This is a genomic window from Xanthomonas arboricola (assembly GCF_003353015.1).
GTDB classification, from domain to species: domain Bacteria; phylum Pseudomonadota; class Gammaproteobacteria; order Xanthomonadales; family Xanthomonadaceae; genus Xanthomonas; species Xanthomonas arboricola_E.
Genome location: NZ_QREM01000001.1, coordinates 390,358 through 417,195, shown reverse-complemented (window position 1 = coordinate 417,195; position 26,838 = coordinate 390,358). Strand labels below are relative to the sequence as shown.

The 26,838-nt window shown below is 67.3% G+C and carries 23 protein-coding genes; 15 read left to right on the top strand and 8 right to left on the bottom strand.

Features of this window, described 5'->3' with window-relative positions; translation table 11 throughout:
* The first annotated feature begins 20 nt into the window (after positions 1-20).
* Positions 21-1,793, top strand: a complete 1,773-nt coding sequence (locus tag C0541_RS01915) for an expansin EXLX1 family cellulose-binding protein (RefSeq protein ID WP_115045440.1) — start codon at positions 21-23, stop codon at positions 1,791-1,793.
* A gap of 429 nt (positions 1,794-2,222) precedes the next feature.
* On the opposite strand, the gene C0541_RS01910 is transcribed toward C0541_RS01915, so the two are convergent.
* Positions 2,223-2,438, bottom strand: a complete 216-nt coding sequence (locus tag C0541_RS01910; protein WP_115045439.1) for a hypothetical protein — start codon at positions 2,436-2,438, stop codon at positions 2,223-2,225.
* A gap of 432 nt (positions 2,439-2,870) precedes the next feature.
* Between C0541_RS01910 and C0541_RS01900 the strand changes: the two genes are divergently transcribed.
* Entirely contained in the window at positions 2,871-3,671 is an 801-nt protein-coding gene (locus C0541_RS01900) for a transporter substrate-binding domain-containing protein (RefSeq protein WP_115045437.1), read from the top strand.
* 129 nt (positions 3,672-3,800) lie between these two features.
* Here C0541_RS01900 and C0541_RS01895 read toward each other — a convergent pair whose 3' ends face one another.
* Positions 3,801-4,676: a DMT family transporter gene (locus C0541_RS01895; RefSeq protein ID WP_115045436.1), complete on the bottom strand. Its 876-nt coding sequence runs from the start codon at positions 4,674-4,676 to the stop codon at positions 3,801-3,803.
* A gap of 300 nt (positions 4,677-4,976) precedes the next feature.
* Here C0541_RS01895 and C0541_RS01890 point away from each other — a divergent pair, with 300 nt between their 5' ends.
* Complete coding sequence (locus tag C0541_RS01890; protein ID WP_161959832.1) at positions 4,977-5,828, top strand: class I SAM-dependent methyltransferase; 852 nt, start codon at positions 4,977-4,979, stop codon at positions 5,826-5,828.
* A 197-nt stretch (positions 5,829-6,025) separates the two neighbouring features.
* Positions 6,026-6,571, top strand: a complete 546-nt coding sequence (locus C0541_RS01885; RefSeq protein WP_193725838.1) for a hypothetical protein — start codon at positions 6,026-6,028, stop codon at positions 6,569-6,571.
* 170 nt (positions 6,572-6,741) lie between these two features.
* Here the strand turns inward: C0541_RS01885 and C0541_RS01880 are convergent, their stop codons facing one another.
* Positions 6,742-6,972: a hypothetical protein gene (locus C0541_RS01880; protein WP_238601238.1), complete on the bottom strand. Its 231-nt coding sequence runs from the start codon at positions 6,970-6,972 to the stop codon at positions 6,742-6,744.
* Between the two features lie 401 nt (positions 6,973-7,373).
* Between C0541_RS01880 and C0541_RS01875 the strand changes: the two genes are divergently transcribed.
* Positions 7,374-7,919: a hypothetical protein gene (locus C0541_RS01875; protein WP_115045434.1), complete on the top strand. Its 546-nt coding sequence runs from the start codon at positions 7,374-7,376 to the stop codon at positions 7,917-7,919.
* 179 nt (positions 7,920-8,098) lie between these two features.
* Here the strand turns inward: C0541_RS01875 and C0541_RS01870 are convergent, their stop codons facing one another.
* A complete protein-coding gene (locus tag C0541_RS01870; RefSeq protein WP_115045433.1) occupies positions 8,099-9,982 on the bottom strand; it encodes a GGDEF domain-containing protein in 1,884 nt (627 codons plus the stop codon).
* A 430-nt stretch (positions 9,983-10,412) separates the two neighbouring features.
* Between C0541_RS01870 and C0541_RS01865 the strand changes: the two genes are divergently transcribed.
* Entirely contained in the window at positions 10,413-11,504 is a 1,092-nt protein-coding gene (locus C0541_RS01865) for a DUF1615 domain-containing protein (RefSeq protein WP_115045432.1), read from the top strand.
* 160 nt (positions 11,505-11,664) lie between these two features.
* The gene (locus C0541_RS01860; protein WP_161959831.1) at positions 11,665-13,989 is read left to right on the top strand and encodes a S9 family peptidase; all 2,325 of its coding nucleotides are present in this window, start codon (positions 11,665-11,667) and stop codon (positions 13,987-13,989) included.
* Between the two features lie 314 nt (positions 13,990-14,303).
* Here C0541_RS01860 and C0541_RS01855 read toward each other — a convergent pair whose 3' ends face one another.
* Together C0541_RS01855 and C0541_RS01850 are read right to left on the bottom strand one after the other, a co-directional pair.
* Positions 14,304-16,274, bottom strand: coding sequence for an alpha/beta hydrolase family protein (locus tag C0541_RS01855; RefSeq protein ID WP_115045430.1), 1,971 nt, complete (start codon positions 16,272-16,274; stop codon positions 14,304-14,306).
* 167 nt (positions 16,275-16,441) lie between these two features.
* Positions 16,442-16,777, bottom strand: a complete 336-nt coding sequence (locus C0541_RS01850) for a DUF3817 domain-containing protein (protein WP_161959830.1) — start codon at positions 16,775-16,777, stop codon at positions 16,442-16,444.
* Between the two features lie 188 nt (positions 16,778-16,965).
* On the opposite strand from C0541_RS01850, the gene C0541_RS01845 reads away from it, so the two are divergent.
* From C0541_RS01845 to C0541_RS01830, 4 genes are all read left to right on the top strand, one after another.
* Entirely contained in the window at positions 16,966-17,586 is a 621-nt protein-coding gene (locus C0541_RS01845; RefSeq protein ID WP_429001324.1) for a YiiX/YebB-like N1pC/P60 family cysteine hydrolase, read from the top strand.
* A 276-nt stretch (positions 17,587-17,862) separates the two neighbouring features.
* Positions 17,863-18,801 (top strand): alpha/beta hydrolase, encoded by a 939-nt coding sequence (locus C0541_RS01840; protein WP_115045658.1) that lies wholly within the window; start codon positions 17,863-17,865, stop codon positions 18,799-18,801.
* 107 nt (positions 18,802-18,908) lie between these two features.
* Entirely contained in the window at positions 18,909-19,823 is a 915-nt protein-coding gene (locus C0541_RS01835; protein WP_115045429.1) for a CPBP family intramembrane glutamic endopeptidase, read from the top strand.
* Positions 19,824-20,118: 295 nt separating this feature from the next.
* Positions 20,119-20,580 (top strand): DUF4126 family protein, encoded by a 462-nt coding sequence (locus C0541_RS01830; protein WP_161959829.1) that lies wholly within the window; start codon positions 20,119-20,121, stop codon positions 20,578-20,580.
* Between the two features lie 143 nt (positions 20,581-20,723).
* On the opposite strand, the gene C0541_RS01825 is transcribed toward C0541_RS01830, so the two are convergent.
* Both C0541_RS01825 and C0541_RS01820 read right to left on the bottom strand, forming a co-directional pair.
* Positions 20,724-21,119, bottom strand: coding sequence for a VOC family protein (locus tag C0541_RS01825; protein ID WP_161959856.1), 396 nt, complete (start codon positions 21,117-21,119; stop codon positions 20,724-20,726).
* Between the two features lie 91 nt (positions 21,120-21,210).
* Positions 21,211-22,185, bottom strand: a complete 975-nt coding sequence (locus C0541_RS01820) for a glutathione S-transferase family protein (protein ID WP_115045426.1) — start codon at positions 22,183-22,185, stop codon at positions 21,211-21,213.
* A gap of 501 nt (positions 22,186-22,686) precedes the next feature.
* Here C0541_RS01820 and C0541_RS01815 point away from each other — a divergent pair.
* From C0541_RS01815 to C0541_RS01800, 4 genes are all read left to right on the top strand, one after another.
* Positions 22,687-24,276, top strand: coding sequence for an SDR family NAD(P)-dependent oxidoreductase (locus C0541_RS01815; protein WP_115045425.1), 1,590 nt, complete (start codon positions 22,687-22,689; stop codon positions 24,274-24,276).
* A 192-nt stretch (positions 24,277-24,468) separates the two neighbouring features.
* A complete protein-coding gene (locus C0541_RS01810) occupies positions 24,469-25,494 on the top strand; it encodes an alpha/beta hydrolase (protein WP_115045424.1) in 1,026 nt (341 codons plus the stop codon).
* Between the two features lie 291 nt (positions 25,495-25,785).
* Positions 25,786-26,427, top strand: coding sequence for a GntR family transcriptional regulator (locus tag C0541_RS01805; RefSeq protein ID WP_193725837.1), 642 nt, complete (start codon positions 25,786-25,788; stop codon positions 26,425-26,427).
* A 243-nt stretch (positions 26,428-26,670) separates the two neighbouring features.
* Entirely contained in the window at positions 26,671-26,811 is a 141-nt protein-coding gene (locus tag C0541_RS01800) for a benenodin family lasso peptide (RefSeq protein WP_104649272.1), read from the top strand.
* The last annotated feature ends 27 nt before the right edge of the window (positions 26,812-26,838 follow it).

The window sequence follows — 26,838 nt, the reverse complement described above, 5'->3', positions numbered from 1 at the left end:
CATCTTTTCAGGACACTCCCATGCGCTCTGCCGCTTCTCTGCTGCTTGGCCTGGCCTTGCTGACTCCCGTGACCGTGCTGGCCGTGCAGGTCGACACACATGGACATCTCACCGATACGCGCGGCCAGCCGCTGCAGGTACGCGGCGTGACCTGGCCCGGCTTCGATCGCGCGGCGCCGGCGGCCACCGGACTGCGCAGCAATACGCTGCAGCAACTGCTGGAGCAGATGCAGGCATCGGACATCAATACCGTGCGCGTGCCGATCTGCGCAGCGACCCTGCAAGCCAGACCGGTGGCCGCCGCCGAGGTGGCCGGCGACCCCGCGCTGGCTGGCCTCACGTCCCTGCAACTGCTCGATGCCGTGGTGCGCGCCAGCACCCAACGCGGCATGCAGGTGCTGCTCGCCTTTGCCGATGGCGGTTGCGATGACGCATCGCCGCAGCTGGGCACGCAACAACGCGCGTGGATGGATGGCCTGGCCATGCTCGCGCATCGCTACGGCAACAGCGCTGGCGTGCTCGGGATCGACCTGGGCAGCAACGGCTACCGCAATGCCAACTGGGCCGGCACTGCGATCGACGCCGACTGGAACCGCATCGCCGCGCGTGCAGCGGCCGCGGTGCTGAAGCATGCGCCGGGCTGGGTGATCGGTGTGGAAGGCGTGGGCAACGACGCGCTGTGCAGCGACTCGGCGCGCAAGGCCGCCGGCAGCAATCTGCAGCCGCTTGCCTGCGTGCCGCTGCGCATTCCACCGGCCCATCTGGTGCTGATGCCCAAACTGGCCGGACCGGATCGCGACACAGCCGACGCATTTGCTGCCAGCGATCTTCCGCGCAGCCTGCCGGCGAGCTGGCAGCGCGACTTCGGGCAGTTCGCGGCCAATCATGCGGTGCTGCCGGTCAGCCTCGGCGGCGGCCTGGGCGATGGGGATCCACGCGACCCCGCGTGGCAATACGCATTGAGCGGGTATTTGAGCAACACCGGCATGCGCAGTGCAGTCCTGGGCAGCTGGGAGGTGGGCAATGCCAACAACGGCGGCCTGCTCGCCGGTGATGGCAGCCCGCGCGCGGACAAACTGCAGGTCCTGCACCAGGCCTGGGGCCTGGCTGGTGCGAGCGCCGCCATGCCGTCGGCGAAGACGGCCACTGCAGCGGCTGCCGGGAAGGCCACCAGCTGGACCAGCACCTTCACCGGCACCGCGACCCACACCGGCTCCGGCTATTCCGGCGGCGCGGTGCTGCTGGACCCGATTCCGCGCAACGCCTTCATCACCGCGCTCAACCCGACCCAGATGAACTTCGGCGGAGTCAGGGCCGCGCTGGCCGGCGCCTACCTGGAAGTGACCGGGCCCAAGGGCAAGACCGTCGTGTATGTCACCGACCTGTATCCGGACGGCGCGTCGGGCGGGCTGGATCTATCGCCCAATGCATTCGCGGCCATCGGCGATACGGTGCAGGGGCGCATCCCGATCAGCTGGAAGATCGTGCGCGCGCCGACCGCCGGCAATGTGCAGTACCGCATCAAGGAAGGCAGCTCGCGCTGGTGGGCGGCGATCCAGGTGCGCAACCACGCCTACCCGGTGGTCAAGTTCGAAGTGAAACAGGGCAGCAGCTGGAAGAGCCTGCAAAAGATGGATTACAACCATTTCCTGGGCGAGCAGCTCGGCAACCAGCCCTTGTCCATCCGTATCACCGATATCCGCGGCAAGGCCATCCTGGATACGATCCCCGCCTTGCCGGAAAACGGCGACAAGCCGGTGTACTTCGAACCGGGGCATGTGCAGTTCCCTTGACATGCCTGCTCCGCAACACGGATTCGCAGGCCTGGACGGCGGGACATCGGGGCACTGGCCATGTGCCTGTCACCGCAAAACCCGCATTTGCATGGAACCGGTCCCTGCGCCCTCGAGCGACCAGGAGACAGACCCACAGAAATGAGCGCAGCCGGCTTTGCCACGTGATCGGTACACAACCACCTTGGCCGGTGCGGCGCTCCGGTTGCGTGCGGGGAGCTGCGGCGGCACGGATGTCGCAAACAAGTGTGCTTCAGCAGCCGCGCTGTCTTCAGAAACGGATTGACGGCGTGTCCTGCGGCGGCGACAGCATTGCGCCCTCATCCGTCCTTGCTGGACACCTCCAGGCGACGCTGACGCAGTCCCGCCGCCAGCGGGGCGTACCGGGTGGCGGGTCGATCGCCCGGCCAGCCGCTACGCCCATCCGCTTCAGCCACCCGCAAGCCCACCGCCGACGCGCCCCGGCAAGGCCTGGTCGTCGTCCGCGTCCAGATCGCCGACCTCCTCGCGCAGGCCGCCTTGCTGCGGGGTCTGCTCTTCCAGCGGGATCTCTTCCTCGTTGGTATCCGGATCGGGCGTGCCGTGCGCCGACAGACCGGCATTGGCGATGGTCATCGGACGCGCAGTGCGTGGATTGAGCTGCATGGAGTGACTCCGGTCGGTTCGTGGAAGACCGACAGTGCGCATCGCAGCGCTACCGCGCCGTGATCCCGGGCAGGATCGCGCTGACATGCCGTTGACGCATGGCAGGCGCACGCGCGTCAAAGCGGCTCATGCACCTGGCACCTGGCACCTGGCACCTGGCGGATGGTGGATGGTGGATGGTGGATGGTGGATGGTGGATGGTGGATGGTGGATGGTGGATGGTGGATGGTGGATGGTGNGGATGGCGGATGGCGGATGGCGGATGATGTCTATCGCCGAGGGCAGACTGCGTGCAAGCGCCGCTGCGTCTTCGCTTCCCATGGAAAGCAAGCATAGGCATCTTCGCGTGACATCAATCTGGTGGCTTGAGCCGTGCCCGACCACGCCGCACCGGCCGCGACTATCATGGGCGCATCCCTTCGAGGCCACGCCATGCGCCATCGCATCTGCCTTGTAGTGCTGCTGAGCTGCGGCATCGCCCATGCGGCCGAGCCCGCGCCTGCCTCGCGCCTGGATGCCGTGCTGCAGTCCGGCGTGCTGCGGGTCTGCACCACCGGCGACTATCGCCCCTACTCGCTGCTGCGCGCCGACGGGCAGTTCGAGGGCAGCGATATCGCCCTGGCGCACTCGTTGGCCGGCAGCCTGGACGCACGCGTGGACATCGTCCGCACCAGCTGGCCGCAGTTGATGCCCGACCTGCTCGCCGATCGCTGCGACATCGCCGTCGGCGGCATCTCGGTGACCTTGCAACGGCAGCGCCAGGCCGGTTTCAGCACGGTGCTGGACGTGGACGGCAAGATTCCACTGGTGCGCTGCGCCGACCAGGCGCGTTACCGCAGCATTGCGCAACTCAATCGACCCGAGGTGCGCGTGATCGAACCACCCGGCGGCACCAACGAGGCCTTCGCACGCCGCCAGTTGCCGCGCGCGACCCTGCGCCTGTTCGCCGACAACACCACCATCTTCCAGGAGCTGCTGGCGCAGCGCGCGGACGTGATGATCACCGACGCCTCCGAAGCGCTCCACCAGCAGGCACGCCTGCCCGGCCTGTGCGCAGTCGCACCCGAGCAGCCACTGCAATACGGCGAAAAGGCCTTCCTGCTACCGCGCAACGACCACGCCTGGAAAGCCTATGTCGATCAGTGGCTGCACCTGAGCAAGGCCAGCGGCGAGTACGCGCGCATCGTCGAAAGCTGGCGCGCACCGCGCAAGGAATCCACGACGGCGCCGTGACGGGAATCGGGAATCGGGAATCGGGAATCGCAACAGCATCAAGCGCATCGCGACATTTCGATAGAGCGCTCCTCCGATTCCCCATTCCCCATTCCCCATTCCCCATTCCCGCGGCGCACAGCGCCGCCCTCAAACTATCTTGGTGCGCCGCCACCACCGCGACACCTGCTCTTCGCGGATCAGCGTGAACAGCCCTGCGCCCAGGATCAGTGCGATGCCGACCGCCATCGGCCAGTCCAGGTGGTCGTGGAACAGCAGGTAGCCGAACGCGATCGCCCACAGCATCTGGCTGTATTGCGTTGGCGCGACCACACTCACCGGCGCCATGCGCGTGGCATACATCATGCAGATCGCCGCCAGGCCGGCGAGCAGGCCATAGCCGGCCAACAGCCCCCACTGATACAGCGTGGGCCAGACAAAGCTCGGCAGCATCATGATCCCGCCCATCACCAACGGACCGATCACCCCGGCACCGTACAGGGTCAGGCGTTTCTCGCTGTGGCCGGCCATGCGTAGGGTGATCACCGAGATCGCACCGACCAGGCCGCACACGATCGCCGCCACATGCCCATGGGTGAGATGGCGAAAGCCCGGGCGCAGCACGATCAACACGCCGATGAAGCCCACGATCACCGCCGACCAGCGCCGCCAGTGCACCTGTTCCTTGAGAAAAACCACCGACAGCACGGTGACGAAGATCGGCATCAGGAAGATCAGCGCGAACGCCTCGGCCATCGGCAAGGTGGTGAACGCAATCACCGAGGTCAGATTGCCGATGGCGCCGGTAAGCGCACGCAACAGCCACAGGCTGGGTTGCCTGGCCATCACCAGTTCGCGCAAGCGGTCGTCCGGCTTCTTCAGGAATGGCACCGCCACCAGCATCAGCAAGGCGCCGAGAAACAGCACTTCGTAAACCGGCAGCGTGCCTTCCAGCAGCTTCACGAACGCATCGCTGATCGAATAGGCCGCATAACAGGCAAACCCCAACAACACACCCTTCAGCATTGCCGATCCTCCGCGGTTGGCGCCAATCGGACACCATGTCGATGGGGCAGTGCGCAGTATGCGGTGCGGCGTGCGCCAGAGGAATCGGCGCGCGTCTCCCGGCGCGCGACGGCCGATGCATCGCCATGGGCACGCCGTTGCCTGCGGCGCGGCCGGCGGGTCGCGGCAGGCGGCCCGCCGCGGTGCCGCCAACATGCCGGCGCTGCACTGGATGCCCATGCGCGATGAGGTCGGTTACGATGCCAGTCCTCCCTTGTACCAGCACCGCGCGTGACCCGCGCCTACCCGGACCAGCGACTCGTGCCCCACTACTCCGGTCCACTCCTCATTTCCTCCGATGCCCAGGCGCTGCTGGCCGCGCGCGGCAGTGGTCTGACCCAATGGACCGGTTCGCTGGACCTGGGCCGCAGTACCGGTACCGCCCAGCTGGATGCGCAGACCTGGCAGTGGCGTGGCAGGGGCTACCCATATCCGGGCAAGTTCAAGCAGCGCACGCTGTACTTCTGGGACGGCGATGATTTCGCCCCGATCTCGCGGTTCAGCGGCGCGCTGATCAAGCTCGTTCCCACCGACTGGGGCGCGCCCACCTTCGAGATCGATGGCATCAAGATGCTGCCCTCGGCGCAGCTGTCGCCGTTCGAGGATGCGCGCCGCAAGGTGGCGCTGGTCGACCCGCGCGGCAAGGTCGTGCTGGATACCTGCGGCGGGCTGGGCTACTTCGCCGCCTGCTGCCTGGAGGCCGGGGTGGCGCAGCTGCAGTCGTTCGAGAAGAATGCCGACGTGTTGTGGCTGCGCACGCTCAATCCCTGGTCGCCGGATCCGGACGATGCCGCCCACGGCGGACGTCTGCAGCTGGCCCATGCCGATATCTCGCACCACATCACCACGCTGGCGGACGATGCGGTCGATGCGATCCTGCACGACCCGCCACGCTTCGGCATTGCCGGCGAGCTGTATTCGCAGCAGTTCTACGACCAGCTGGCGCGGGTATTGCGGCGTGGCGGGCGCCTGTTCCACTACACCGGGGCACCCAACCGGCTCACCAGCGGGCGCGATGTGCCCAACGAAGTGAGCAAACGCCTGAGCAAGGCCGGCTTCAGCACGCAACTGGCGCTGGATGGCGTGCTGGCCACTTTGCCGGCGCGGCGCTGACTGCACGACGCGTGCGGCAAGCGGAAACGCGCGGCCAGCTGCAGGGCGATGCTGCGCGCCTACCGCATTGCTGCAGGCCGATGCCGCGCCACGCATCGGCTCCCCGTATGCAGAGCACGGAGCGCATCGGGTCTGTCGCCCACGTCTGGGCGGCAAACCGATCTGCGATACTGCACCGCCCACGACAAGGACGTTACATGCGCATCCACGTTGCAACCTGGTCGTTGACCGCACTGTCGGTGATGGCCGGCGTACCGGCGCACGCGCAGACGGCGCCGCAACCGCCGCACCCCATGTCCGAAGTCACCACCCGCCATCCGGTAACCACCGCCATCCTGGCCGGGCGCACGATTCGCCTGGGCGAACACGCCGGCAGGTGCGCGCTGCTGCGCGATGAAGAGGTCCTGCCACTGGGCATCGGCGCACCGTGCTACTTCAGTATCGATCGCGAGCACGGCGCCCAGGTGCATCATTTCAACGGCAGCGACATCGTGCTCGTGCAACATGCCCACCCCACCTCGGCGCCGGACCGCGACATCAAGCTGTACGGGCCGATCTGCGCCTTCGAAGCGCAGTCCGTGCGCGAGGTCGACGGCGTGCTGGAACCCGGCAGCGTCGCCAGTTCCTGGCACTGCGATCCCACCGTGGGCGCCGACCAGAAACAGTTCGTCTACAGCTACGACACCTGGCCCAGGCGCAAGACGCAGACGCCATCACGCAAGCAAACGCAGACCCAGCCCTGATTGCCGCATGACGCGCAGGTGTTGATCGGCGCAGGCGGTTGCCACGGCCCCGTGACCCGTTTGCTGATCAACACCGTGTCCCAAACAGCGGCCCGCCGCACGCCTGCGCAGCCGCGTCGTCGTCGACGGTGCGGCACCGCAGTTGCGCACGCGGTGGAACACCGCGCAGGTCATCGCCGGCCGCGTCTGTGCGGCGTCCAGGCAACGTAGGCGAACCAGGCGATGACCGCCAACGGCACACTGGTCAGCAACGCATCCCAGCCGATGGCGATCCAGAACCGCTGCGGGTCTGCATCCGCATGGAAGATCCTGGTCGGCCGGCCGCGGACGACGCTGATATAGCGCCCCGTGACGATCGCCTCCAGCAACAGCCACAGCCGCACGCAACAGGCGATCGCCACGACAACCGCCCCCCCGCCGATGATCCATTCGTGAATCCGGGACGTTGCGGGAGCTGGCGCAGGTGGCGGTGATTTGGGCCGCTTTTTTTTCACGCAGGCATCGGTTCGATGGGGGCGGCGCAGTGTACGCGCAGCGCAACCGGCCAAGGCCATCCAGCGCACGCATGCAACACCTGGTGGTCGCGCAGCGCGCGCATGACCCGCACCTGCCGCCTGAGCGCGGCCGCTATGCTGGTGGCGCAGCGCACTCGCTCAGAGTGAATGGAATGCTCCACGCTGCATTCGTCTCAGGGAAGATGGCCAGCAACAGTGCAACATGGATTGTCCGGGCGCTTCCTTGGGGTTTTTGCCGTCTTCGCCATGCATTGGCGACAACGGCCCCGTACCAGGGATCTTTCGCCTTGAAGACGTTCACCACGTTCCTGCTTGTCTCTTTCGGCCTGCTGCTTGCCTCCTGCGGTGGCGGCGCCGCCACCGGTGCCTCCACGCTCTCCTCCAGCGACTACCTGCTGCACAACATCTCGGTCTGGAATGGCGCGGTCACCATCGTTGACCCGTGGGTGTTGGGCGACCGTGGGCAAGGCCTGGTGACCGATGCCGTCGCGCACAAGCCGCTGGACAGCTACAAGACCGCGCTGGGTAGCCAGCGCAAGGCACTGGCCGCCAATGCGCAGGCCAATACCGCCATGGCCTCGGGCGTGCCCGACAACGCCAGGGACCTGGACGGCAAGCTGTCTGCCTACCTCGCAAGTGCCGACGCGATGATGGCCGCGCTCGAACGCATGGCCGCCCTGCCCGACGGCTACAGCAACACCGAGCTGGCGCCGTTGGCCACGGACCTGGAAACCGTGGCCGCCCGGCTCGATACCGACATGCAAGCCCTGAACACCGCACAGCGCGCGTATGCCCAGCAGCACAAGATTCCGATGCAGGAAGTCAGCCGGTAACCAGCGCAGTGCCGATGGCGTCCCGCAGGGCGCCATCTTGCCGTTGCGGCAGCTGCCACAACGTGCCGGAGACACACGGACAGGCCATGCGCTGCTGGGCCACGCACCACCGCGCGCGCTGCACCCGGTGCCTCCGTGAGTGCTGACGCAGCCAGGCCGCAGCCGCCCTCATCCACGCCTCAACACACCGCCCACTGATCGCGCCCGGCGGTCTTGGCGGCATACAGGGCAAGATCGGCCTGCCCCAGCAGCACATCCAGACCGGTTCCTGCAGTCACGCTCACCGCGCCCATGCAGAAGCGCACCGGCTGGCCGGCGGGCAGGCCGGCGATCTCGATCGCGGCCACTGCGTTTCGCAACCGCGTAAACACCGCGGGAATCTCCTCTTCGCTGCAGCCCGGCAGCACCAGCAGGAATTCCTCGCCGCCCAGCCGTCCCAGCCGATCCTGCGTCCGCAGCGCCAGCCTGGAGGCGCAGGCCAGCGCCTTGAGCACGGCATCGCCGGCGGCGTGCCCGTGCACGTCGTTGATCAGCTTGAAGTGGTCCAGATCGATCAATGCCAGCATGCACGGCACCTGCGAACGCACCGATTGCTCGACCTGCTGCTGCGCCTCGGCACGAATGGCGCGGCGGTTGGGCAGGCCGGTAAGTTCGTCGCGCATCGCCAGCCGCGAGAGTTGCCGCCGATGGCACGCACCGAAGGCCAGCACCACCAGCGCCCCCAGCAGCAACAGGCAGGCCGCGCACAAGGCGATCCACAAGCTGCGTTGACCGGCTTCGCGGGCCTGCAGGGCCAGTTGCGCAGTCTCGCTGCGCCGGCGCAGCTCGGCGGTTTCGGCATCGCGGCGCGCATCTTCGTAACGCGCCTGCAGGCGCAGCATCACCGTGTCGCGCTGGCGATCCAGGCTCTGCGCGCGCAGCGTGTTGGCGTGTTGCAGCTCCTGGAACGCTTCGGCATGCCGCCCTTCCGCCGCCAGCGCCTGGGCAATGGCATCGAGCAATTGCGCGCGCCGTCCCAGCGACAGATGGGGATCGTCCGACGCCTTGGCTGCGACGATCTCCACGCCCAGGCTGTCGGACTTGAGCGCGGTCAATGCCTGCAGCAACACCGCGTGGCAGGCGGCCACCCGGCCGACATTGCCCTGGCGTTGCATCAATGGCAGCGCCTCGCGCGCCATCGCCAATGCCGCGGTGGCATCGCCGGCCTGGATCAGGACCTCGCTGCCGCTGGTCAAGGCCGCGGCCACGCCGGCCTGGTCGCCCAGCTCGCGACTGAGTGCCAGCGCACGCCTGAAATGCAGCAGCGCCGCGTCCGGCTGCTGCGTCGCCAGCGAAGTGCCGTATTCGTACTCGATCAGGCTGCGCTGGAAGCGCGCCGGCTGGCCGCGCAAGCGCTCCAGGGCGCGCAGCAGGTAGTCTTCGGCGTCGTTGTCCTCGGTCGAGCGGCCACCTACGCGGCTGGCCAGCGAGCCGAGCTGGGTCAGGGCATCCAGCTCCATGCCCAGGATGTGTTCGCGCACTGCGCACTGGTAGGTGGTCTGCGCGGCGTTCCAGGCCTCGTCGCTGCTGCCGGACGCGAGCATGCTCCACATGTCGACCGCCTCGATCTCGCACAGCAGATCGTTGCGCCCCAGCGCGCGCGCCTGCTGGCGCAACGCGTTCAGCCGCGCCAATATGCCGCGATTGGGGCTCTCGCGCACATCGCTGAGCGCCTGCACGATCGCCAGCCACAGCTGCGCCTGCGCCGTGTTGCCGTGCATTTTCGTCAACATCGCACGCGCCTGCGCCAGTGCCGCCTGACGGTGCTCGCTCTCTTCCAGGGAAATCAGCACGCGCGCCTGCGCCAGCAGGGCCCAGAACTGCGCGTCGGCATCGCCATCGCTGCGGGCACGCTGCAACGCGGCCTGGGCGGCCTGCAGGGCGGCCCTGGGGTCGTCGATCGTGGCGGTTTCGATGCTCTTCCACGGCTGCGGCTGCGCCCACAGCGACGCACTGCACAGCATCGCGGCCATTGCGGCCATCGCGACGACCATGCGCCGCCAGCGGGGCGTCGCACTGCTCATCGCCCGCTCACGGCGACGATGAGCCGCACCGCATGGCTGCCGTGCACGGGACATGCCGCCCGGACCGTCCCGGGTTTGCTGGTTGCTGCGGCACGCTAGCTCTCCCATGGTTGGCGGGCGGTGGAATCGGCACGATCTCGGCGCCTGTCTGGCGCCGCGATGCGAACACACGGTCATGATGACTGGCGTACGCGGCAGGTCATGTGATCGCCACGCATTGCGCCGGGATCGTTATCGGCCTGCATGCAGCCGGCTTGAATCGGCCTGCAACGCGCGCTGGTAGTGGCCTGCGACCGTGTGCCTTGCCAGGCACCGCGGCGCAGCCGGCAACCCACGCCGGCGCCGCGCCACGGCGCAAGAGGCAGCCGCGTTGCGACAGCCACGTAAACTGCCGCACGGCACCTGCCGCCCCCCCGAACCTGGAGATGTCGTGACATTCCACCTGCCCCGCCTGCTCACGCTGCTTGCCGTCGCCTTGCTGTCGGCCTGCGCCACCCAGGCGCCGCGCGCGCCACAACGCTCCCCGGACGCAGTCAAGGCCGACATCGCCCGGCGCCTGCCGGCCACGCTGGCCGACCGCGCCGGCTGGGCCGACGATGTGTACGTGGCGCTGTCCTCGCAGGGGCTGGACACCAGCGCCGAGCACATCTGCGCAGTGCTGGCGGTGACCGAGCAGGAGTCCACCTACCAGGCCAACCCGGTCGTGCCCAATCTCGGCAGGATTTCGCGCGCGGAGATCGACCGCCGCGCCAGCGCGCACCACATCCCCGGCTTCATGGTCGATGCCGCCTTGCGCATCGACTCGCCCGACGGCCGCAGCTATGCCACGCGCATTGCCAGCGCGCGCACCGAGCAGGAGCTGAGCCGCATCTTCGAAGACTTCACCGGCAGCGTGCCGCTGGGCACGCGCCTGTTCGACGGGCTCAATCCGGTGCATACCGCCGGGCCGATGCAGGTCAGCATCGCCTTTGCCGAGCAGCATGCAGACCGTTACCCGTACCCGCCTGGCGACTCGATCCGCCACGAGGTGTTCAGCCGTCGCGGCGGGCTGTGGTTCGGCACCCGGCACCTGCTCGGCTACCCGGCCAGTTACGACGCGCTGCTGTACCGCTTTGCCGACTTCAATGCCGGCTGGTACGCCAGCCGCAATGCCGCGTTCCAGGCCGCGCTGGGCAAGGCCAGCGGGATCGCGTTGAGCCTGGACGGCGACCTGCTGACGCCGGGCGCCAGCCTGGATGCGCCCGGCGGCACCGAACGCGCCGCGCGCGCCCTGGGCAGCCAGCTGGCGATGAGCGACCGTGAGCTCCGCCGCGCCCTGGAAGCCGGCAACTCCGCCGAGTTCGAGGACACCGAGCTGTATCGCCAGGTGTTCGCGCTGGCCGAGCGCAGTGCCGGCAAACCGCTGCCACGGGCGGTGCTGCCCGGCATCACGCTGGACAGCCCCAAGATCACCCGCACCCTCACCACCGCCTGGTTCGCGCAGCGGGTCAACGCGCGCTGGAAGCAGTGCATGGGCAAGTAGCCGCCCGTACCGCAGGGCGCGCAGCACCTGCAGCACCACGCCTGGCATCTTCGGTCCACAACAAGGCACGACGTTTGGCAGGGTCGCATGTCCCCCCTGCGCACGTAGCATGCGAGGTTGCACCGCCGTTGTCGGCGCGCACCCTTTCGATGAGGTCCACATGCCCATACCGTTGCCGTTGCGCCACCTGCTCGCTGTCGTGATGAGCGCCCTGCTGCCCGCCGTGGCCAGCGCGCAGGCAGCGCGCGTGACCGAGGCCGACTACGCGCGCGCCGAGCGCCTGATCCACTACGCCGCGCAGCCGCTGGTCGACCATGCTCCCACGCGCGTGACCTGGCTGGATGCCACCCATGTGGTCTACGTCGACCACGATGCCAGGGGCGACCGCCTGCTGCAGCTGGACACCGCCACCGGCAAGACCGCGCCGCTGTTCAAGCCCGCGGCGCTGGCCGCCGCGCTCAACACCCTGCTCAAGACCGGCGACAAGCCGCTCAAGGCCGCCACCCTGGCGCCCAAGGTCAGCCTGGGCGCCGATGGCCGCTACCGCCTCAACGTGCGCGACACCGCGGTGGTCTGCGACGCCCGTACGCGCTGCAGCAAGCTGTATGCGCAGGACAAGCCCGAACCGGGCGTGCTGTCGCCGGACAAGCGCAGCGAAGCCTTCATCCGCAACTGGAACCTGTGGGTGCGTGATCTGGCCAGCGGCAAGGAGACCCAGCTCACCCGCGATGGCGTGGAAAACTTCGGCTACGCCACCGACAACGCCGGCTGGCAGCACAGCGACAACGCCATCGTGGCGTGGTCGCCGGACTCGCGCAAGATCGCCACCTTCCAGCAGGACCAGCGCAAGACCGGCGACATGTACCTGGTCAGCACCAAGCTCGGGCATCCGGAACTGCAGGCGTGGAAATACCCGATGGCCGGCGACAAGGACGTGACCATGATCGAGCGCGTCATCATCGACGTGCCCAGCGCCAGCGTGGTGCGGCTGAAGATGCCCGCCGACCAGCACCGCTCCACGCTGTGCGACGACGTCAGCTGCTCGCCGGGCCTGTGGGATGACGTGAAATGGGCGCCGGACAGCAAGACCCTGGCGTTCGCCTCGACCTCGCGCTTCCACAAGCAGGTCTGGCTGCGCATCGCCGATGCCGGCACCGGCGCGGTGCGCACTGCCTTCGACGAAACCGCCAAGACCTATTACGAAAGCGGCCAGGTCGCCGCCAACTGGGCCTACCTGCCCGGCAGCAACGAGGCGGTGTGGTTCTCCGAGCGCAGCGACTGGGGCCAGCTGTATCTCTACGACCTGGCCACCGGCAAACCCAAGCGCGCGATCACCAGCGGCGAGGGCAACGTCACCGAACTGCTGCGCGTGGACCCGGTGACGCGCACGGCATGGTTTGTCGGCGTCGGCCGCACGCCGGGCGTGGACCCGTACTACCAGCAGCTGTGGAAGGTGAGCCTGGACGGTGGCGAGCCGGTGCTGCTCACCCCCGAGGTCGCCGACCACAGCATCGCGCTGTCGCCCGATGGCAAGCGCTTGGTCGATACCTATTCCACCTCGGTCACGCCGCCGGTGAGCGTGCTGCGCGATGCGGCCGACGGGCGCACGCTCAGCACCATCGCCAGCGCCGACATCTCCCGCCTGAAGGCCGCCGGCTGGGTGCCGCCGGAGCCGATCACGGTCAAGGCGCGCGATGGCAAGACCACGCTGTACGGGCTGATGTTCAAGCCGACGAACTTCGATCCCGCGCGCAAGTACCCGGTGATCGACTACGTCTACCCCGGCCCGCAGACCGGCTCGGTGCGCGGCCGCAGCTTCCTGGCCGGCCATGGCGACAACCAGTCGCTGGCCGAACTGGGCTTCATCGTGATCGCCATCGACGGCATGGGCACGCCGTGGCGCTCCAAGACCTTCCACGACACCTGGTACGCCAACATGGGCGACAACACCCTGCCCGACCAGGTGGCCGCGGTGAAGGAACTGGGCCAGCGCTATCCGTGGTTCGACACCAGCCGCGTCGGCATCTGGGGGCACTCGGGCGGCGGCAATGCGTCCACCGCCGCGATGCTGCGCTACCCGGAGCTGTTCAAGGTGGCGTGGTCGGAAAGCGGCAACCACGACAACCGCGGCTACGAGGACGACTGGGCCGAGAAGTATCACGGCGAGCACATCGTCGACAAGGACGGCACTTCCAACTACGACGACCAGGCCAACGCCACCCACGCCAGCAAGCTCAAGGGCCGGCTGATGCTGGTGCACGGCACGCTGGACGACAACGTGTCGCCGCATCTCACATTGTTGGTGGCCGATGCACTGATCAAGGCCAACAAGGACTTCGACATGCTGATGCTGCCCAACGCCAAGCACGGCTACGGCGAGCTCACCCCCTATGTCGCCCGCCGCCGTTGGGATTACTTCGTGCAGCACCTGCTCGGCGCCACGCCCCCGGCGCAGTATCAAATGAAGCCGATGCCGGAGAAGTAGGCGACGCCGGAGCGGCAGCGTCGACCATCGACGGTGCCGCGCTATCGCGCAGTTGAACCGGGAGCGCAGGGACAGCGGCGATGCAGCCGGCCTGCGCTGTCGTGCCGCCCCGGTCATGGGCACCACCAGCCCCCCAAGAACCGTAGGAGCGGACCCGGCCGCGACGCCCTGCCCGCAAACGCAAACGCCGCAACACCGCACCGCAAAGGAATGCAGGCGCACACGGTACAGCTGCTACATCAAACCGCATGCACCACCACCGGCACGCGAGATCACGCGCCCCATCAGGCAACACCTGGTGGAACGCCACCCCGTTACTGCGCGGTCCCACCACCCAGCTGCTTGCTCAAGAACGCCAGCAAGCGCGTGTAGTACTCGCGCCGATGCGCCTCGGTATAGAAGCCGTGGCCCTCGTTGGGGAAGTACAGCGACTCCACCGGCACCCCGGCCCCCTTCAACGCGCGCTCCATGGCCTTGGTATGTTCGATCGGCGCGCGCTCGTCCTTGCCGCCGGCTGCCAGAAACACCGGCACCTTGATCTGCCGTGCCAGCGTCACCGGCGAGCGCGCCGCCAGGGTGTCGCGTGCGCCCAGCCAGTCGACCGTCCAGTTCCTGGCCCAGCGTGCGGAGCGCCCGGTATCGCGCGCCATCATGTCCAGATCGTAGACACCCACATAGCCGGCCGCGCAGCGATACAGCGCCGGCTCCTTGGCCACGCCCATCAGCGCCGCATATCCGCCGTAGCTGGCGCCATAGATGCAGATGCGCGATGCGTCGGCAATGCCTTCGCCGATGGCCCAGCGGGTGGCATCGGTGACATCGTCCTGCATGCGTCCGCCCCATTCCCTGGCACCGGCCTGGGTGAACGCGTAGCCGTAGTTGGCCGAGCCGCGGTAGTTGACGCGCAGCACCGCGTAACCGGCTGCCGCCAGCAACTGGGTGTCGTCGTCGAATTCCCACTTGTCGAAGATCCCGAACGGGCCACCATGCGGCATCACGATCAACGGTTGCGGCTTGCCTGCCTCGGCGTGCAGCGGCTGGGTCAGATAGCCGTGCAACTCCAGGCCATCGCGCGCCTTGAAGCTCACCTGCCTGGTCGCCGGCACGCCATCGGGCGGAAACCACTCGCGGCGACTGAACACCCGGTCGGCCTTCTTGCTGACCGTGTCGAACAGGTAATAATCGCCGTTGTTGCGATCGCTCCACACATACAGCAGCACCAGGCGGCGGTCGCTGGTGGCCGAGGTGATGTAGACCGCGTTGCCGTCGAAGGCTTTTTCCAGGCTGCGGTACAACCTGGCGGTGGGCGCTGTTTCGTCGAAGAAACGATTGCGCACGCGATCGCTCATGTACGACGCACCGATCGGCGTGGTGCCATCCAGATCGCGCAGGATGTGGTACGGGTCCACCGTATCGTCGTGCAGCAGCGGTGTCGTCTTGCTGGTTGCCGGGTCCCACGCCACCAGCACGTCGGTGCCGGCGGCCTGCTCCACCTGCAGGTAGGCGCGGCTGCCATCGGCGGAAAACCCCAGCGGAAACTGGCGCTGCTTGCTGCTGGCCGCATCGTTGATCAGCCGCCACGGCGCCTCGTCGTTGTCGCGGTAATACAGCTTGCTGACGTTGCTGATGTCCAGGCCGTTGGCAAACCGGATATGCCCTTGCTGGTCGGTCACAAACCCCGCCCGGCGTACCGGCGAGGTGGCCACGGTCGTGCGCCGGCCGGTCTGGATGTCCAGCTTGTCGATGCGGACGTTGGGATCGCCCACGAACGGCACCGCCGACACCAGGATGTTGCGCGCGTCGCCCGGCAAGGTATCCAGCACGTAGGTGGCCGGGTCCAGTTCCATCTTCAACTGCGCGCCGTTGATGTCCGGATTGGTGCCGTACGGGCTGGCCAGCAGGCGGCCATTCTTGCCGTTGGCGTCGATGGCATGCAGCTGGCCGATCGCCACCGGCTCGTCGCGCGAACCCAGCCGCTGCGCCATCGACACCACGATGCGCTCATCGCTGGCCCACCAGAAATCGTCCACCACGCTGTTGACGCCGCCGGTGATCTTGGCCGTGGCCACCTTGTCCTGCCGCCGCACGATACCCAGCACGGTGCGATCCTCCAGCGGCATGGTCAGTGCAAAATACGCGCCGGATGGCGAGATCTTGATCCGCTCGAACTGGTCGCTCTTCAGATACGGCGCCAGGTCCACGGTGTCCGGCGCACCCTGCGCGTATCCCGGGCCAGCCACTGTCCACGCCAGCACACCCAGCACGCCTATCGTCCAACCACGCATATCGCCCCCACGACCTGTCCTTGAGGGGCGCATGGTGGCAAACGACCGCCGCCGCGTCCATGCCCCCGCATCGCGATCGGCGATGGAGCACGCATGCGACCGGCTGCCGTGATGCACCCGACCCCACTACAGTAGACGCAGCAGGCCGCCGATGCGCGCGTGCCCCCTCAACCTGCGGGCGGCGGCCGCTGGCCAAGCAGGCCGATACGCCGGAACCACAGTTCCAACGGCACCGTCACCAGCGGCGGCAGCGCGGCCAGCAGGCTCAGCGCCCAGGCCCACCACGGCCAGCGCAGCCGCAGCGCGGCGAGCACGCTGACCACCACGTAAAACAGGAAGGCGCCGCCGTGCAGGCGACCGAACAGCCACACCACCACCTCGGTGGTCTGTGTGCCGTACTTGAGCACCATGCCGAGCAACAGCCCGGCCCAGGTCACGCCTTCGATCAAGGCGGCAACCGCAAACAGCCGCCCCATCGGCGACAACGCAGCAGCAGGACGCATGCAACACTCCAGTGGACAGCAAGGATTGCCGCGACGCGATGGCGGCGGCGACGCCCGCTGGCCGCGGCAGTTTACAGGTCAACGACCTCGCTGCGTGGCGCTGCCGGCACACGCGTGGCCTGCTGCCCGGCGCGGCCGGCAGACATAACGGCGATAATGCCGGCACTGTTGTCCTGAACGCCCAGACCATGCGCATTGCCCTGCTGTTGTCGCTGCTCATCGCCTTGTTGCCCGGCACCGCGCTTGCGCTGCGGGTGCACGATGGCGACCTGCTGTTCGTCACCGCCGCACGCACCGGCCTGAGCGGCGCCATCGACGACGCCACCGCCACCCAGGGCGAACCCAGCTTCGACCACGTCGCGCTGGTAGCGCATGCCGGCGATACGCAGGTGGTGCTGCATGCGGACGAACACGGCTCGCGCGAGCAGGCGTTGCAGGTGTTCATCGACGACGCCAGCGCCAGGCACCGGCAGATCGTCGTGTACCGGCTCACCCCCGGGCATCGCGCTGCCATTGCCGATGCCATTGCGCAGGCGCGGCGCATGCTCGGCAAACCGTACAACCAGACCTACGTGCAGGACGACGACAGTTACTACTGCTCGGACTTCATCGAGCGCGCCTTCCGCGCCCATCAGGTGTTTGCGCTGCAACCGATGAACTTCACGAACCCGCAGACCGGTCAGGTGTCGCCGTACTGGACCGACTTCTATCGCAGCAAGGGCATGGCCGTGCCGCAGGGCCTGCCCGGCACCAATCCGAACGATATGGCCAAGTCGGCGGCATTGCGCGTGGTTGGTCGTCTGCACTGAGCACGGGTGCTCCCGGGTTCTCGATGATTCCGCGGGCGCCTGGGTTCTTCGAGCATCGAGACCCTGGCAGCGGCCCGTGTTATACGTTGCCACGCCAGTCGCGTCTTCCGGCATTGCTGGCATCGTCGATGTCGGTACGCACCCAACGCGACAGAACCGGCACGCGCGGTCCGCCATGTATCGACAGCCAGCTCTCGTCTGCACCGCTGCAACGGCACCGCGCCCCACCACCTGCAGGAGGCTGTCGTGAACAAGCGGTTATCGGCTGGATTGGCAGTGTTGCTACTGACTGCCTGCGGCAAGGCACCACCGCCAGCACCCACACCCATTGCCAAAGCGACACCAGCAGCCACAGCGGATACGCCCGCTCACGCGCCTGGTAGCCAGCGTGGCGGTGGGCAACCGTATGAACTGGCCGATACGCAGGTCTGGGACGTGCCCGATCCGGCGACAGGCCGCACCTACCAGGTCTTCGTCGCGCTGCCACGCGGCTATGCGGACAATCCGCAGCGTCGTTACCCGGTGTTGTATGCCACCGATGGCGACTATGCGTTCCCGCTGGTCAAGCAGATCGCGCGGCGCTTGAACGGCGAAGGGCCAGCCATCGCCGATTTCATTCTGGTCGGGCTGTCCTACGCAGTCGGCGACGAGCCCATGCCGAGCCGCAGACGCGATTACACGCCCACCCCGGAAGATGGCCCGACCGCAGCGCCGGTTGCCACCCACGGCAAGAGCGCCGACTACATCCGCTACCTGCGCGATCGCGTGCTGCCGTTCGTCGCCAACCGCTACCGGACCGACGAACAGCGGCGCCTGTATCTGGGGCACTCGTACGGCGGCCTGCTGGGCACGCAGATCCTGTTGAGCACACCGGAGATGTTCGCCGGCTACATCCTGGGCAGCCCCTCGTACTGGTATGGCGAGCACGCGATGGTGGCGCAGGAAACCAGCTTTGCCGCGTCGCATACCGACCTGCCGGCGCAGGTGTACATGTACGTCGGCGAATACGAGCAGGTGCGCCACCACCAGAATTACGACATGGTCATCGACGCACAGAAGATGGCGCAGGCGCTGCGCGCGCGACACTATCCATCGTTGCATCTCGCGCTGGAGGTTCTCGATGACGAAGACCACTTGAGCGTCGCACCGCGCGGCATCACGCACGGGCTCAAGTCCTTGTTGCGCAGCAGCTCCTCACCGGGCGACACGCGCTGATCGCCCCGGCAGTGCAACAGCGCTCATTCGCCCGCCGTATCGCAGTCGTGGCAGACGCCTCGTCCCGTTCAACCACCCGCTAGCAACCACCCACAGGACCTCAACCCATGCACGCACCAACGCCAGCGGTTTCCAATAACGGCCACGCGTCCCACCGCATTGCGCTGGGCGAGCGCAACGTCCTGCAGCCCGGCCGCCTACGCTGGCTGCGGGCGATCGGCTGGGCGGTCCTGCTGCTGGTGGCGGTCGCCACGCTGGCGCCGATGGCCGGCAGGGCCGTCGGCAGCCTGCTGCCCAAGGACTCCGGGCCGCTGCAACTGGTTGCCAGCCTGGTCGGTATCGCGGTGGGCTTGGCGGTCTACGTGGTGGCGGTGCGCCTGGCCGAAGGACGACGCGCCAGCGAGCTCGCACTCCGCCCGATGTTGCCGCAGCTGAGCATCGGACTGTTGATCGGCGCGGCCATGTTCGCCGCGGTCATGGGCATCATGGCGCTGTTCGGGCTGTACGACATCCAGGCGCTTGGCCCGGCGCCGGCCTGGACGGCGGTGCGCAAGGCCCTGCAGGCCGGGGTGATCGAAGAGCTGTTGTTCCGCGCCATCTTTCTGCGCCTGGTATGGCGCGCGTTCGGCCCGTGGGTGGCGTTTATCGCCTCTGCCGCGCTGTTCGGTTTCGGCCATATCGCCAACCCGCATGCAACGGCGTTTGCGGCAATTTGCATCGCACTGGAAGCAGGCATCCTGCTGGGCGCGTTCTATGCCTTGACCGGCCGCATCTGGATGTCGATCGGCGTGCATATCGCCTGGAACTTCACCCAGGGCTATCTGTTCGGTGCGGCGGTCTCCGGGACCGACATGGGCCCGGCCATTGCCCGCAGCACGGCAACGCCCGGATTTCCGCAATGGCTCACCGGCGGGACCTTCGGCCCGGAGGCCTCGCTGCCCGGCGTGCTCATCTGCCTGGCGGTGGGTCTGTCGGTATTGTGGCTGGCGTGGCGCGCGGGCAGCTTTGCAAAGCAGCCCTGACCGGTCCTGGCGATGGCAACGCGCTGCCGCGCCCGCATGGCCAGGCAGCGCGCCGACACGGGCGTGGCCTTGCCGGCTGCTGCCGCACGCCCGCACCACCACCCCGGCAGGGATCGACCGGCACCTGCCCCCACGCGTCAGGCAACACCGCCCTCCCGCCAGGCAGGCACATCGCGCTGGCACCGCCTTGCCATCGCGCAGACATCCGGCCTCCTAGGCTCTGGGCATCGACAACCCGACGCATGCCTGCCTGCTCCACATTGACGCCTGGCAGCATGCTCCTGCAGAGGTGCACATGGCTTTGATCCACTCCCTCCTGATGAGCGCCGTCGCCGGCATGCGCTCGATGACCCCGCTGGCCGCAGTGGCCAACGCTGCGCGCACCGGCAAGCTCCCCGCCGACAACGGCGCGCCGGCACTGCTCGCCAATCCCCTCGCATCGGCCGGCATGCTGGCGCTGGCCGGTGGTGAGCTGGCCGGCGACAAGATGAAAACCGCTCCCGACCGCATCGTGTTGCCCGGCATGATTGCCCGCATCGCCACCGGCATCATCGTCGGCACCGCGCTGGCACCGCGCCATCAGCGCGGCGTGGCTGCCGTGCTGGGCGCGACCACCGCAGTGGCGGCCGCCTACCTCACCTTCAACGTGCGCATGCGCGCGATCGAACGCTATGGCCAGACCAGCACCGGCGTGGTTGAGGACGCGATCACGGTGGGCGCGGCGACGCTGATCATGCGCGACGCGGCAAAGCACTAGCCCAACACCCGGTGCCTGGGTCCGTCACCTGACGCAACCGCGTGCCGCGCCGCGGCGACGGTCACCCCACCGTCGCCCTGGCGCAGCAACAGCACGATGCCCCACAGCGCTGCGGCAGGTCGCCGCAGCGCAGGCATCCGGGTCTAGACGGGCCGGTAGATCGCACAGAGCTTGTTGCCATCCGGGTCGCGCACATAGGCCAGCCAGACCGCTCCCATGCGGCTCTCACGCTCGCCCGGCGGATCTTCGACGGACACCCCGCCTGCAGCCACGGCGGCGTCGTGGAAGGCCCGCACCTGCTCTGGCGAACTGCAGGTGAAACCGACGGTGGCGCCGTTGCCGCTGGTCGCCGGCGCATCGTTGATCGGCTCGCTGACGGCGAAGGTGCTGCCGGCATGGCGATAGAACAGCCGCACATGGCCGGAGCCGGCAGTGTTGACCAGCGGCGCGGGAGCGCCGAAGACGCCGCCGAGCACCGCATCGTAGAACTGCCTGGATCGCGCAATATCGTTCGATCCCACCATCACATGATTCAGCACTGACCGCTCCTGTTGGTCACCAAGGCGCACAGCTTAGTACACGCCATGCGGCAGTGCGCCCGAGCGCTGCGCCGTGCAGCCGCCGGTTGCATCAGCCGCCACGCCCGTGCGGCGCCTGCAGATCCAGCACCGGCCCCAGCGGCACGATGCCGGTGGGATTGATGGTGCTGTGACTCTGGTAGTAATGGCCTTTGATGTGCCGGAAATTCACCGTGTCTGCAATACCGGGCATCTGGTAGAGCTCGCGCAGGAATCCGGACAAGTGGGGATAGTCGGCAATCCGTCGCAGGTTGCACTTGAAGTGCCCCACATACACTGCATCGAACCGCACCAGCGTCGTAAACAGCCGCCAATCCGCCTCGGTGAGCACCTCGCCGCACAGATAGCGGTGCTCGCCCAGGCGCGCCTCCAGCCAGTCCAGTGTCTCGAAGAGCGGCACCACGGCTTCTTCGTAGGCGGCCTGCGTGGTGGCGAAGCCCGCCTTGTAGACGCCGTTGTTGACGGTGTCGTAGATACGCGTATTGAGCGCATTGATCTGCTCGCGCAACGGGGCCGGATAAAAGTCACCGTCGGCCGCACCAACGGCATCGAAGGCGCTGTTGAACATGCGGATGATGTCGGCCGACTCGTTGCTCACCACCGTGTCGCGCTCGCGGTCCCACAGCACCGGCACCGTCACCCGCCCGGAGTACTGCGGATCGGCGTTGAGATACACCTCGTACAGGCGCTTGGCGCGGTGAACCGGATCGGCGATCACGCCCGGGCCAGGATCGAACGTCCAGCCCTGGTCGCGCATCAACCAGTTCACCACCGACACGTCGATCATCGACTCCAGCCCTTTCAGGCGCCGGAAGATCAGCGTGCGATGCGCCCACGGGCAGGCCAGCGACACGTACAGGTGATAGCGACCGGGAGCAGCCTGAAAGCCACCCTCCCCGTGCGGACCAGGGCTGCCATCGCGCGTCACCCAATTGCGGAACTGCGATTGCGAGCGCTCGAAACGTCCGCCGCTCTTGTCGGTGTCGTACCAACTGTCCTGCCACTTGCCGTCGACCAACAGGCCCATGCTGCATTCTCCGCTACACCAGTAGGCCGCAACCCTAGCCCAGCCGATTTGGAGAGTGCGTGAGCGGGCCTGCTGGCGTGAGCACCCACGACCAGCCTGCAGCATCGCTGGAAGGCCGAACACCGACGACCGCAGGGCAACAGCGCCCGAGCCCCGCAGTCGCCAGCAGCGCGCTACCGGGCAATCACCGACCTGCCGGAAGGCACCATCTAGCAAGCCTGCGCTTCCTGCGGGCATCGGCGTTGAGCTCGGCGATCTGGCTGGCCGGATGCTGCCGGGCTGCCAGTCCCGATCCGGCACACCCTCGGCACCGCGGTTGTCCCCTGAGACGGCCTTGACACGCCGTTGGCGTCAGCACCGCAGGATCGGCGAAAATAGCCACGGCCCGGTTGCTTCGGCCTGCGGCGCCCGGTTCCCGACCGGTGCGGCCGCTGGACGTGCCATCCGCCGCGCCCTTCGCTGCATCCGCTCCGCTTTCTGCCGCTCTTTTCCGGATCCATCTTGAACACCAACGTCCCGCACGTGCCCGCCAACGACGACCTGCCGCTCACCGACCGCCTGCGCGCGGCGCTGGACCTGCTGGAGGCCATCGAGGCCGACCGCAGCGTGCTCGACACACTGCCCGAGGCCGACCGCGTGCGCCTGCACCAGGTGGTGGCCCGGGTCTATCACCCCGAGCCCAAGGCGCGGCGGCAGCTGCTCAAGCAGCGCGAGCGCGAGCGGCACCAGGAGAAGGTGCGCAAGGCCGAGGCACTGCTCGAGCAGCGTGGCATCCGCGCACTGCGGCGCAAACCGGTGTTCAGCACGCCGAACTTCTTCCCGCCGCATGCCGCCGGCCTGCACGATGCGCACAACGGCGAAAACGCCACTGCTGCGCCGGAGCCCACGCATTCGCCGGAGTTGCGCCACTGCTACGTGTGCAAGCAGAAGTTCACCCAGCTGCATCACTTCTACGACCAGATGTGCCCGGCCTGCGCCGAGCTGAACTACTTCAAGCGCACCGAAACCGCCGACCTGCGCGGACGCGTGGCGCTGCTGACCGGCGGCCGGGTCAAGATCGGCTATCAGGCCGGCCTGAAGCTGCTGCGCGCCGGTGCGGAACTGATCGTGACCACGCGTTTCCCGCGCGATTCGGCCGCCCGCTATGCGCAGGAGCCGGACTTCAACGAGTGGGGCCATCGCCTGCAGGTGTTCGGCCTGGATCTGCGCCACACCCCCAGCGTGGAGGCGTTCTGCAGCCAGCTGCTGGCCACCCGCGACCGCCTGGACTTCATCATCAACAATGCCTGCCAGACCGTGCGCCGCCCGCCGCAGTTCTACGCGCACATGATGGCCGGCGAAACCGCCGCGCTGCATGAGTTGCCGGACACCGTGCGCAACCTGGTCGGCCATTACGAAGGCCTGCGCACGCCCGAACCGTTGCGCGATGCCTCGGCGATGGCGCTGCCGGCGGTGCATGGCCGCGGCCTGGACGGCGCCGATGGCCTCACCCGCGCCGCCGAGCTGTCGCAAGTGGCGTTGCTGGACGACGAACTGGTGGGCCAGCAGCACCTGTTCCCGGAAGGTCGGCTGGACCAGGACCTGCAGCAGGTGGACCTGCGCGGGCGCAACTCCTGGCGCCTGCTGATGGACGAGGTGCCCTCGGTGGAGCTGCTGGAAACCCAGCTGGTCAACGCCATCGCGCCCTTCATCATCAATGCGCGGCTGAAGCCGCTGATGCTGCGCACGCCCGAGCGCGACAAGCACATCGTCAACGTCTCGGCGATGGAAGGGCAGTTCTACCGCAACTTCAAGACCACCCGGCATCCGCATACCAACATGGCCAAGGCCGCGTTGAACATGATGACGCGCACCTCGGCGGCCGATTACCAGAACGACGGCATCCACATGAACAGCGTCGACACCGGCTGGGTCACCGACGAGGATCCGGCCGACATCGCCGCGCTCAAGGTCCAGCAGGAACGCTTCCACCCGCCGCTGGACATCGTCGACGGCGCCGCCCGCATCGTCGACCCGATCATCCACGGCGCCAACACCGGCGAGCATGTGTGGGGCCAGTTCCTCAAGGACTATGCGCCCACCGATTGGTGAGCGCTGCCTGCAGCCGGGGCTTGACGTGATACCGCCAGCGGCGCGAAGCGCGCGCCACTGCAATCACGCAACAGCAGTCGCAAGCGGCGCCTGCCGCAGATGTTGCGGCCATGTGCATAACGGCCGAGCTCCCTTGTCACCCCATTGACTGTGCCACCGCTAGCGTCGGGGTCAACCAACCGAGACGCACACATGACAGAGCACGGCAAGCCCAACCCGATCATCGACACCCTTTCCAACGTCATCGGCGCCATCCGTGCGGACGACGACATGCACGACCTGGCCAAGGCCCACGATGCGCTCGAACCCAAGGCCATCGAAAAGCTGACGCCGGCCGAAGCCCGGCAGCAGCCGACCATCGCCGATGCGGTCAAGAAGCTGCTGCAGGACCAGGGCAGGACCGCCGACCCGGAAGTACTGGTCCCCGGCGTCAAGCGCACCTCCCACACCCTGGAAACGCCTGCCGGCAATCTTCCTGCCTTCGTCTACACCCCACAGGGCGGCACCGCACTGCCGGTCATCGTCTATTTCCACGGCGGTGGCTGGGTGATCGCCAATGCCGAGGTCTATGACGGCGGCGCGCGCGGGCTGGCCAAGGAAACCGGCGCCATCGTGGTCTCGGTCGACTATCGCCAGGCGCCCGAACACAAGTTCCCCGCTGCCTGGGACGACGCACTCGCCGCCTACGAATGGGTGCTGGCAAACGCGGCCAGCATCGGCGGCAACCCGCAGCGCGTTGCCCTTGCAGGCGAAAGCGCCGGCGGCAACCTCGCCATCGCCACGGCCGTGGCCGCACGCGACAAGGGGCTCCCGGCACCGACACACATCCTGGCGGTCTACCCGGTCGGCCAGACCGGCAGCCTGCACACCGAGTCCTACATCGAAAACGCCATCGCCAAGCCCCTGAACAAGGCCATGATCGAGTGGTTCGTGGGGCACCTGATCCGCAGCGATGCCGACAAGGCAGATACCCGTCTGGACCTGGTCAACGCCAACCTGCGCGGCCTGGCACCGGTGACCATCATCAACGCCACCATCGACCCGCTGCGCGGCGATGGCGCCAAGCTGGAAGATGCGCTGAAGGACGCCAACGTACCGGTCGAGCGCGAACTCTATACCGGCGTGGCGCACGAGTTCTTCGGGTGTGCAGCCGTCGTTGCCAAGGCCAAGGCCGCGCAGGAGTATGCAGGCAAGCGGCTGCGCGAGTCGTTTCGCTAAGCAGGGCACCGTGCCTGGCACGCCGGCTGTGCCTCGCGACAGCAAGAACAGATAACGTACAAACCCAAGGGCCGCCCTGGCACACCAGGCGGCCCTTGGGTTTTGCTGGCCGCAGTTTGTACGTTATTAAACCTATTACTGCCGGGACAGGGTATTGGCTCGCAGCCTGCCTCGTACGCGGCACAGTGTGACAAGCCCGGGACTAAAAGGACTACTGCAGCAATTCCTGCCGCAGCCATTGCATGTACGATCCGGCCAGGGGAGGAGTCGCGGTCAGACAAGGAGTTCGTCATGAGTGAAATCCCCTCCAAGCATGCAGTTGCCTACGCGCAGGTCAGGCGCGCACTGCAATGCGGGCGGTATCCGCCCGGCCATCGCATCGACCCGGCAAAGCTGGCCACCAAGTTAAAGATCAGCTCCACGCCGGTTCGCTTTGCGCTGTATCGCCTGGTCGGCGAAGGCCAGCTCATCGATCACGCACGCTATGGCTTTCAGGTGCCGCTGCTTACCGAGGTCGCGTTGCGGGACCTGTACGACTGGATGGAGCGCCTGTTGCGGATGGCCTGCGATATCGGCGTTGCATCAGTGCCGCGTGTGCCTGCCGAGCTGGAATCCACCAGTGCAGCGACAGACGTGGTCAAGCAGACCTGGAAGCTCTTCGATGCCATTGCCCGTGCCACCGCGCACTGGTCGCTGCACCAAGCGGTCAGGCAGACCAATGACAGGTTGGCCCCGGTGCGACGTGCCAAGCACGGCCTGCTCGACGCACTCGAAGAAGAACTGGCGGAGCTCACCCGGCACTGGCAGCAGCGCGATCTTGCAGCGCTAAGTGCTGCGCTGCATGCCTACCATGCGCGTCGCATCCAGGCCGTGCCGCGCCTTGTGGAGGTCATGCATGAGGGCAGCCGTCAGGCTTATCGGCTCAGCGACTGACTGTCGCCAGCAAGGCTTGCAAGATCTGCATGCGGCGCTGGCGCACTGCCGGTAACGCGCGCCTGATGTGGCATGAACAGCGGGATGCGTTGCCACCGGCCAAGCTTCCACAGTCATCTTGGATGGCGGTCACACAGTGCGTTTAATCATGACGGTGTTACGACTTAATCATTTGAAAATCAATACACCCGTTTCCTAACGTGTCTGTGCCATGGATCCCCATGGCACAACCAGGAGACAGCGATGAACATCAATGACAACGTGCACGGCAATGCGCAGGATGCGGTGATCGTTCTGGGGGTTGCGAGTGTGGAAACCCAAGGCATCTTGCAGGGGAACGAGCCGATGGGTGGGCAGCCCGTCCCCGGCATTTCCGAGGATTGATGCACGAGGCGCACCGAAAGGTGCGCC

Coding starts and splice junctions, on each gene's coding strand:
- C0541_RS01915 (WP_115045440.1), top strand. CDS start 21: ATGCGCTCTGCCGCTTCTCTGCTGCTTGGCCTGGCCTTGCTGACTCCC.
- C0541_RS01910 (WP_115045439.1), bottom strand. CDS start 2,438: ATGCAGCTCAATCCACGCACTGCGCGTCCGATGACCATCGCCAATGCC.
- C0541_RS01900 (WP_115045437.1), top strand. CDS start 2,871: ATGCGCCATCGCATCTGCCTTGTAGTGCTGCTGAGCTGCGGCATCGCC.
- C0541_RS01895 (WP_115045436.1), bottom strand. CDS start 4,676: ATGCTGAAGGGTGTGTTGTTGGGGTTTGCCTGTTATGCGGCCTATTCG.
- C0541_RS01885 (WP_193725838.1), top strand. CDS start 6,026: ATGCGCATCCACGTTGCAACCTGGTCGTTGACCGCACTGTCGGTGATG.
- C0541_RS01870 (WP_115045433.1), bottom strand. CDS start 9,982: ATGAGCAGTGCGACGCCCCGCTGGCGGCGCATGGTCGTCGCGATGGCC.
- C0541_RS01860 (WP_161959831.1), top strand. CDS start 11,665: ATGCCCATACCGTTGCCGTTGCGCCACCTGCTCGCTGTCGTGATGAGC.
- C0541_RS01855 (WP_115045430.1), bottom strand. CDS start 16,274: ATGCGTGGTTGGACGATAGGCGTGCTGGGTGTGCTGGCGTGGACAGTG.
- C0541_RS01850 (WP_161959830.1), bottom strand. CDS start 16,777: ATGCGTCCTGCTGCTGCGTTGTCGCCGATGGGGCGGCTGTTTGCGGTT.
- C0541_RS01845 (WP_429001324.1), top strand. CDS start 16,966: ATGCGCATTGCCCTGCTGTTGTCGCTGCTCATCGCCTTGTTGCCCGGC.
- C0541_RS01835 (WP_115045429.1), top strand. CDS start 18,909: ATGCACGCACCAACGCCAGCGGTTTCCAATAACGGCCACGCGTCCCAC.
- C0541_RS01830 (WP_161959829.1), top strand. CDS start 20,119: ATGGCTTTGATCCACTCCCTCCTGATGAGCGCCGTCGCCGGCATGCGC.
- C0541_RS01820 (WP_115045426.1), bottom strand. CDS start 22,185: ATGGGCCTGTTGGTCGACGGCAAGTGGCAGGACAGTTGGTACGACACC.
- C0541_RS01810 (WP_115045424.1), top strand. CDS start 24,469: ATGACAGAGCACGGCAAGCCCAACCCGATCATCGACACCCTTTCCAAC.
- C0541_RS01805 (WP_193725837.1), top strand. CDS start 25,786: ATGAGTGAAATCCCCTCCAAGCATGCAGTTGCCTACGCGCAGGTCAGG.
- C0541_RS01800 (WP_104649272.1), top strand. CDS start 26,671: ATGAACATCAATGACAACGTGCACGGCAATGCGCAGGATGCGGTGATC.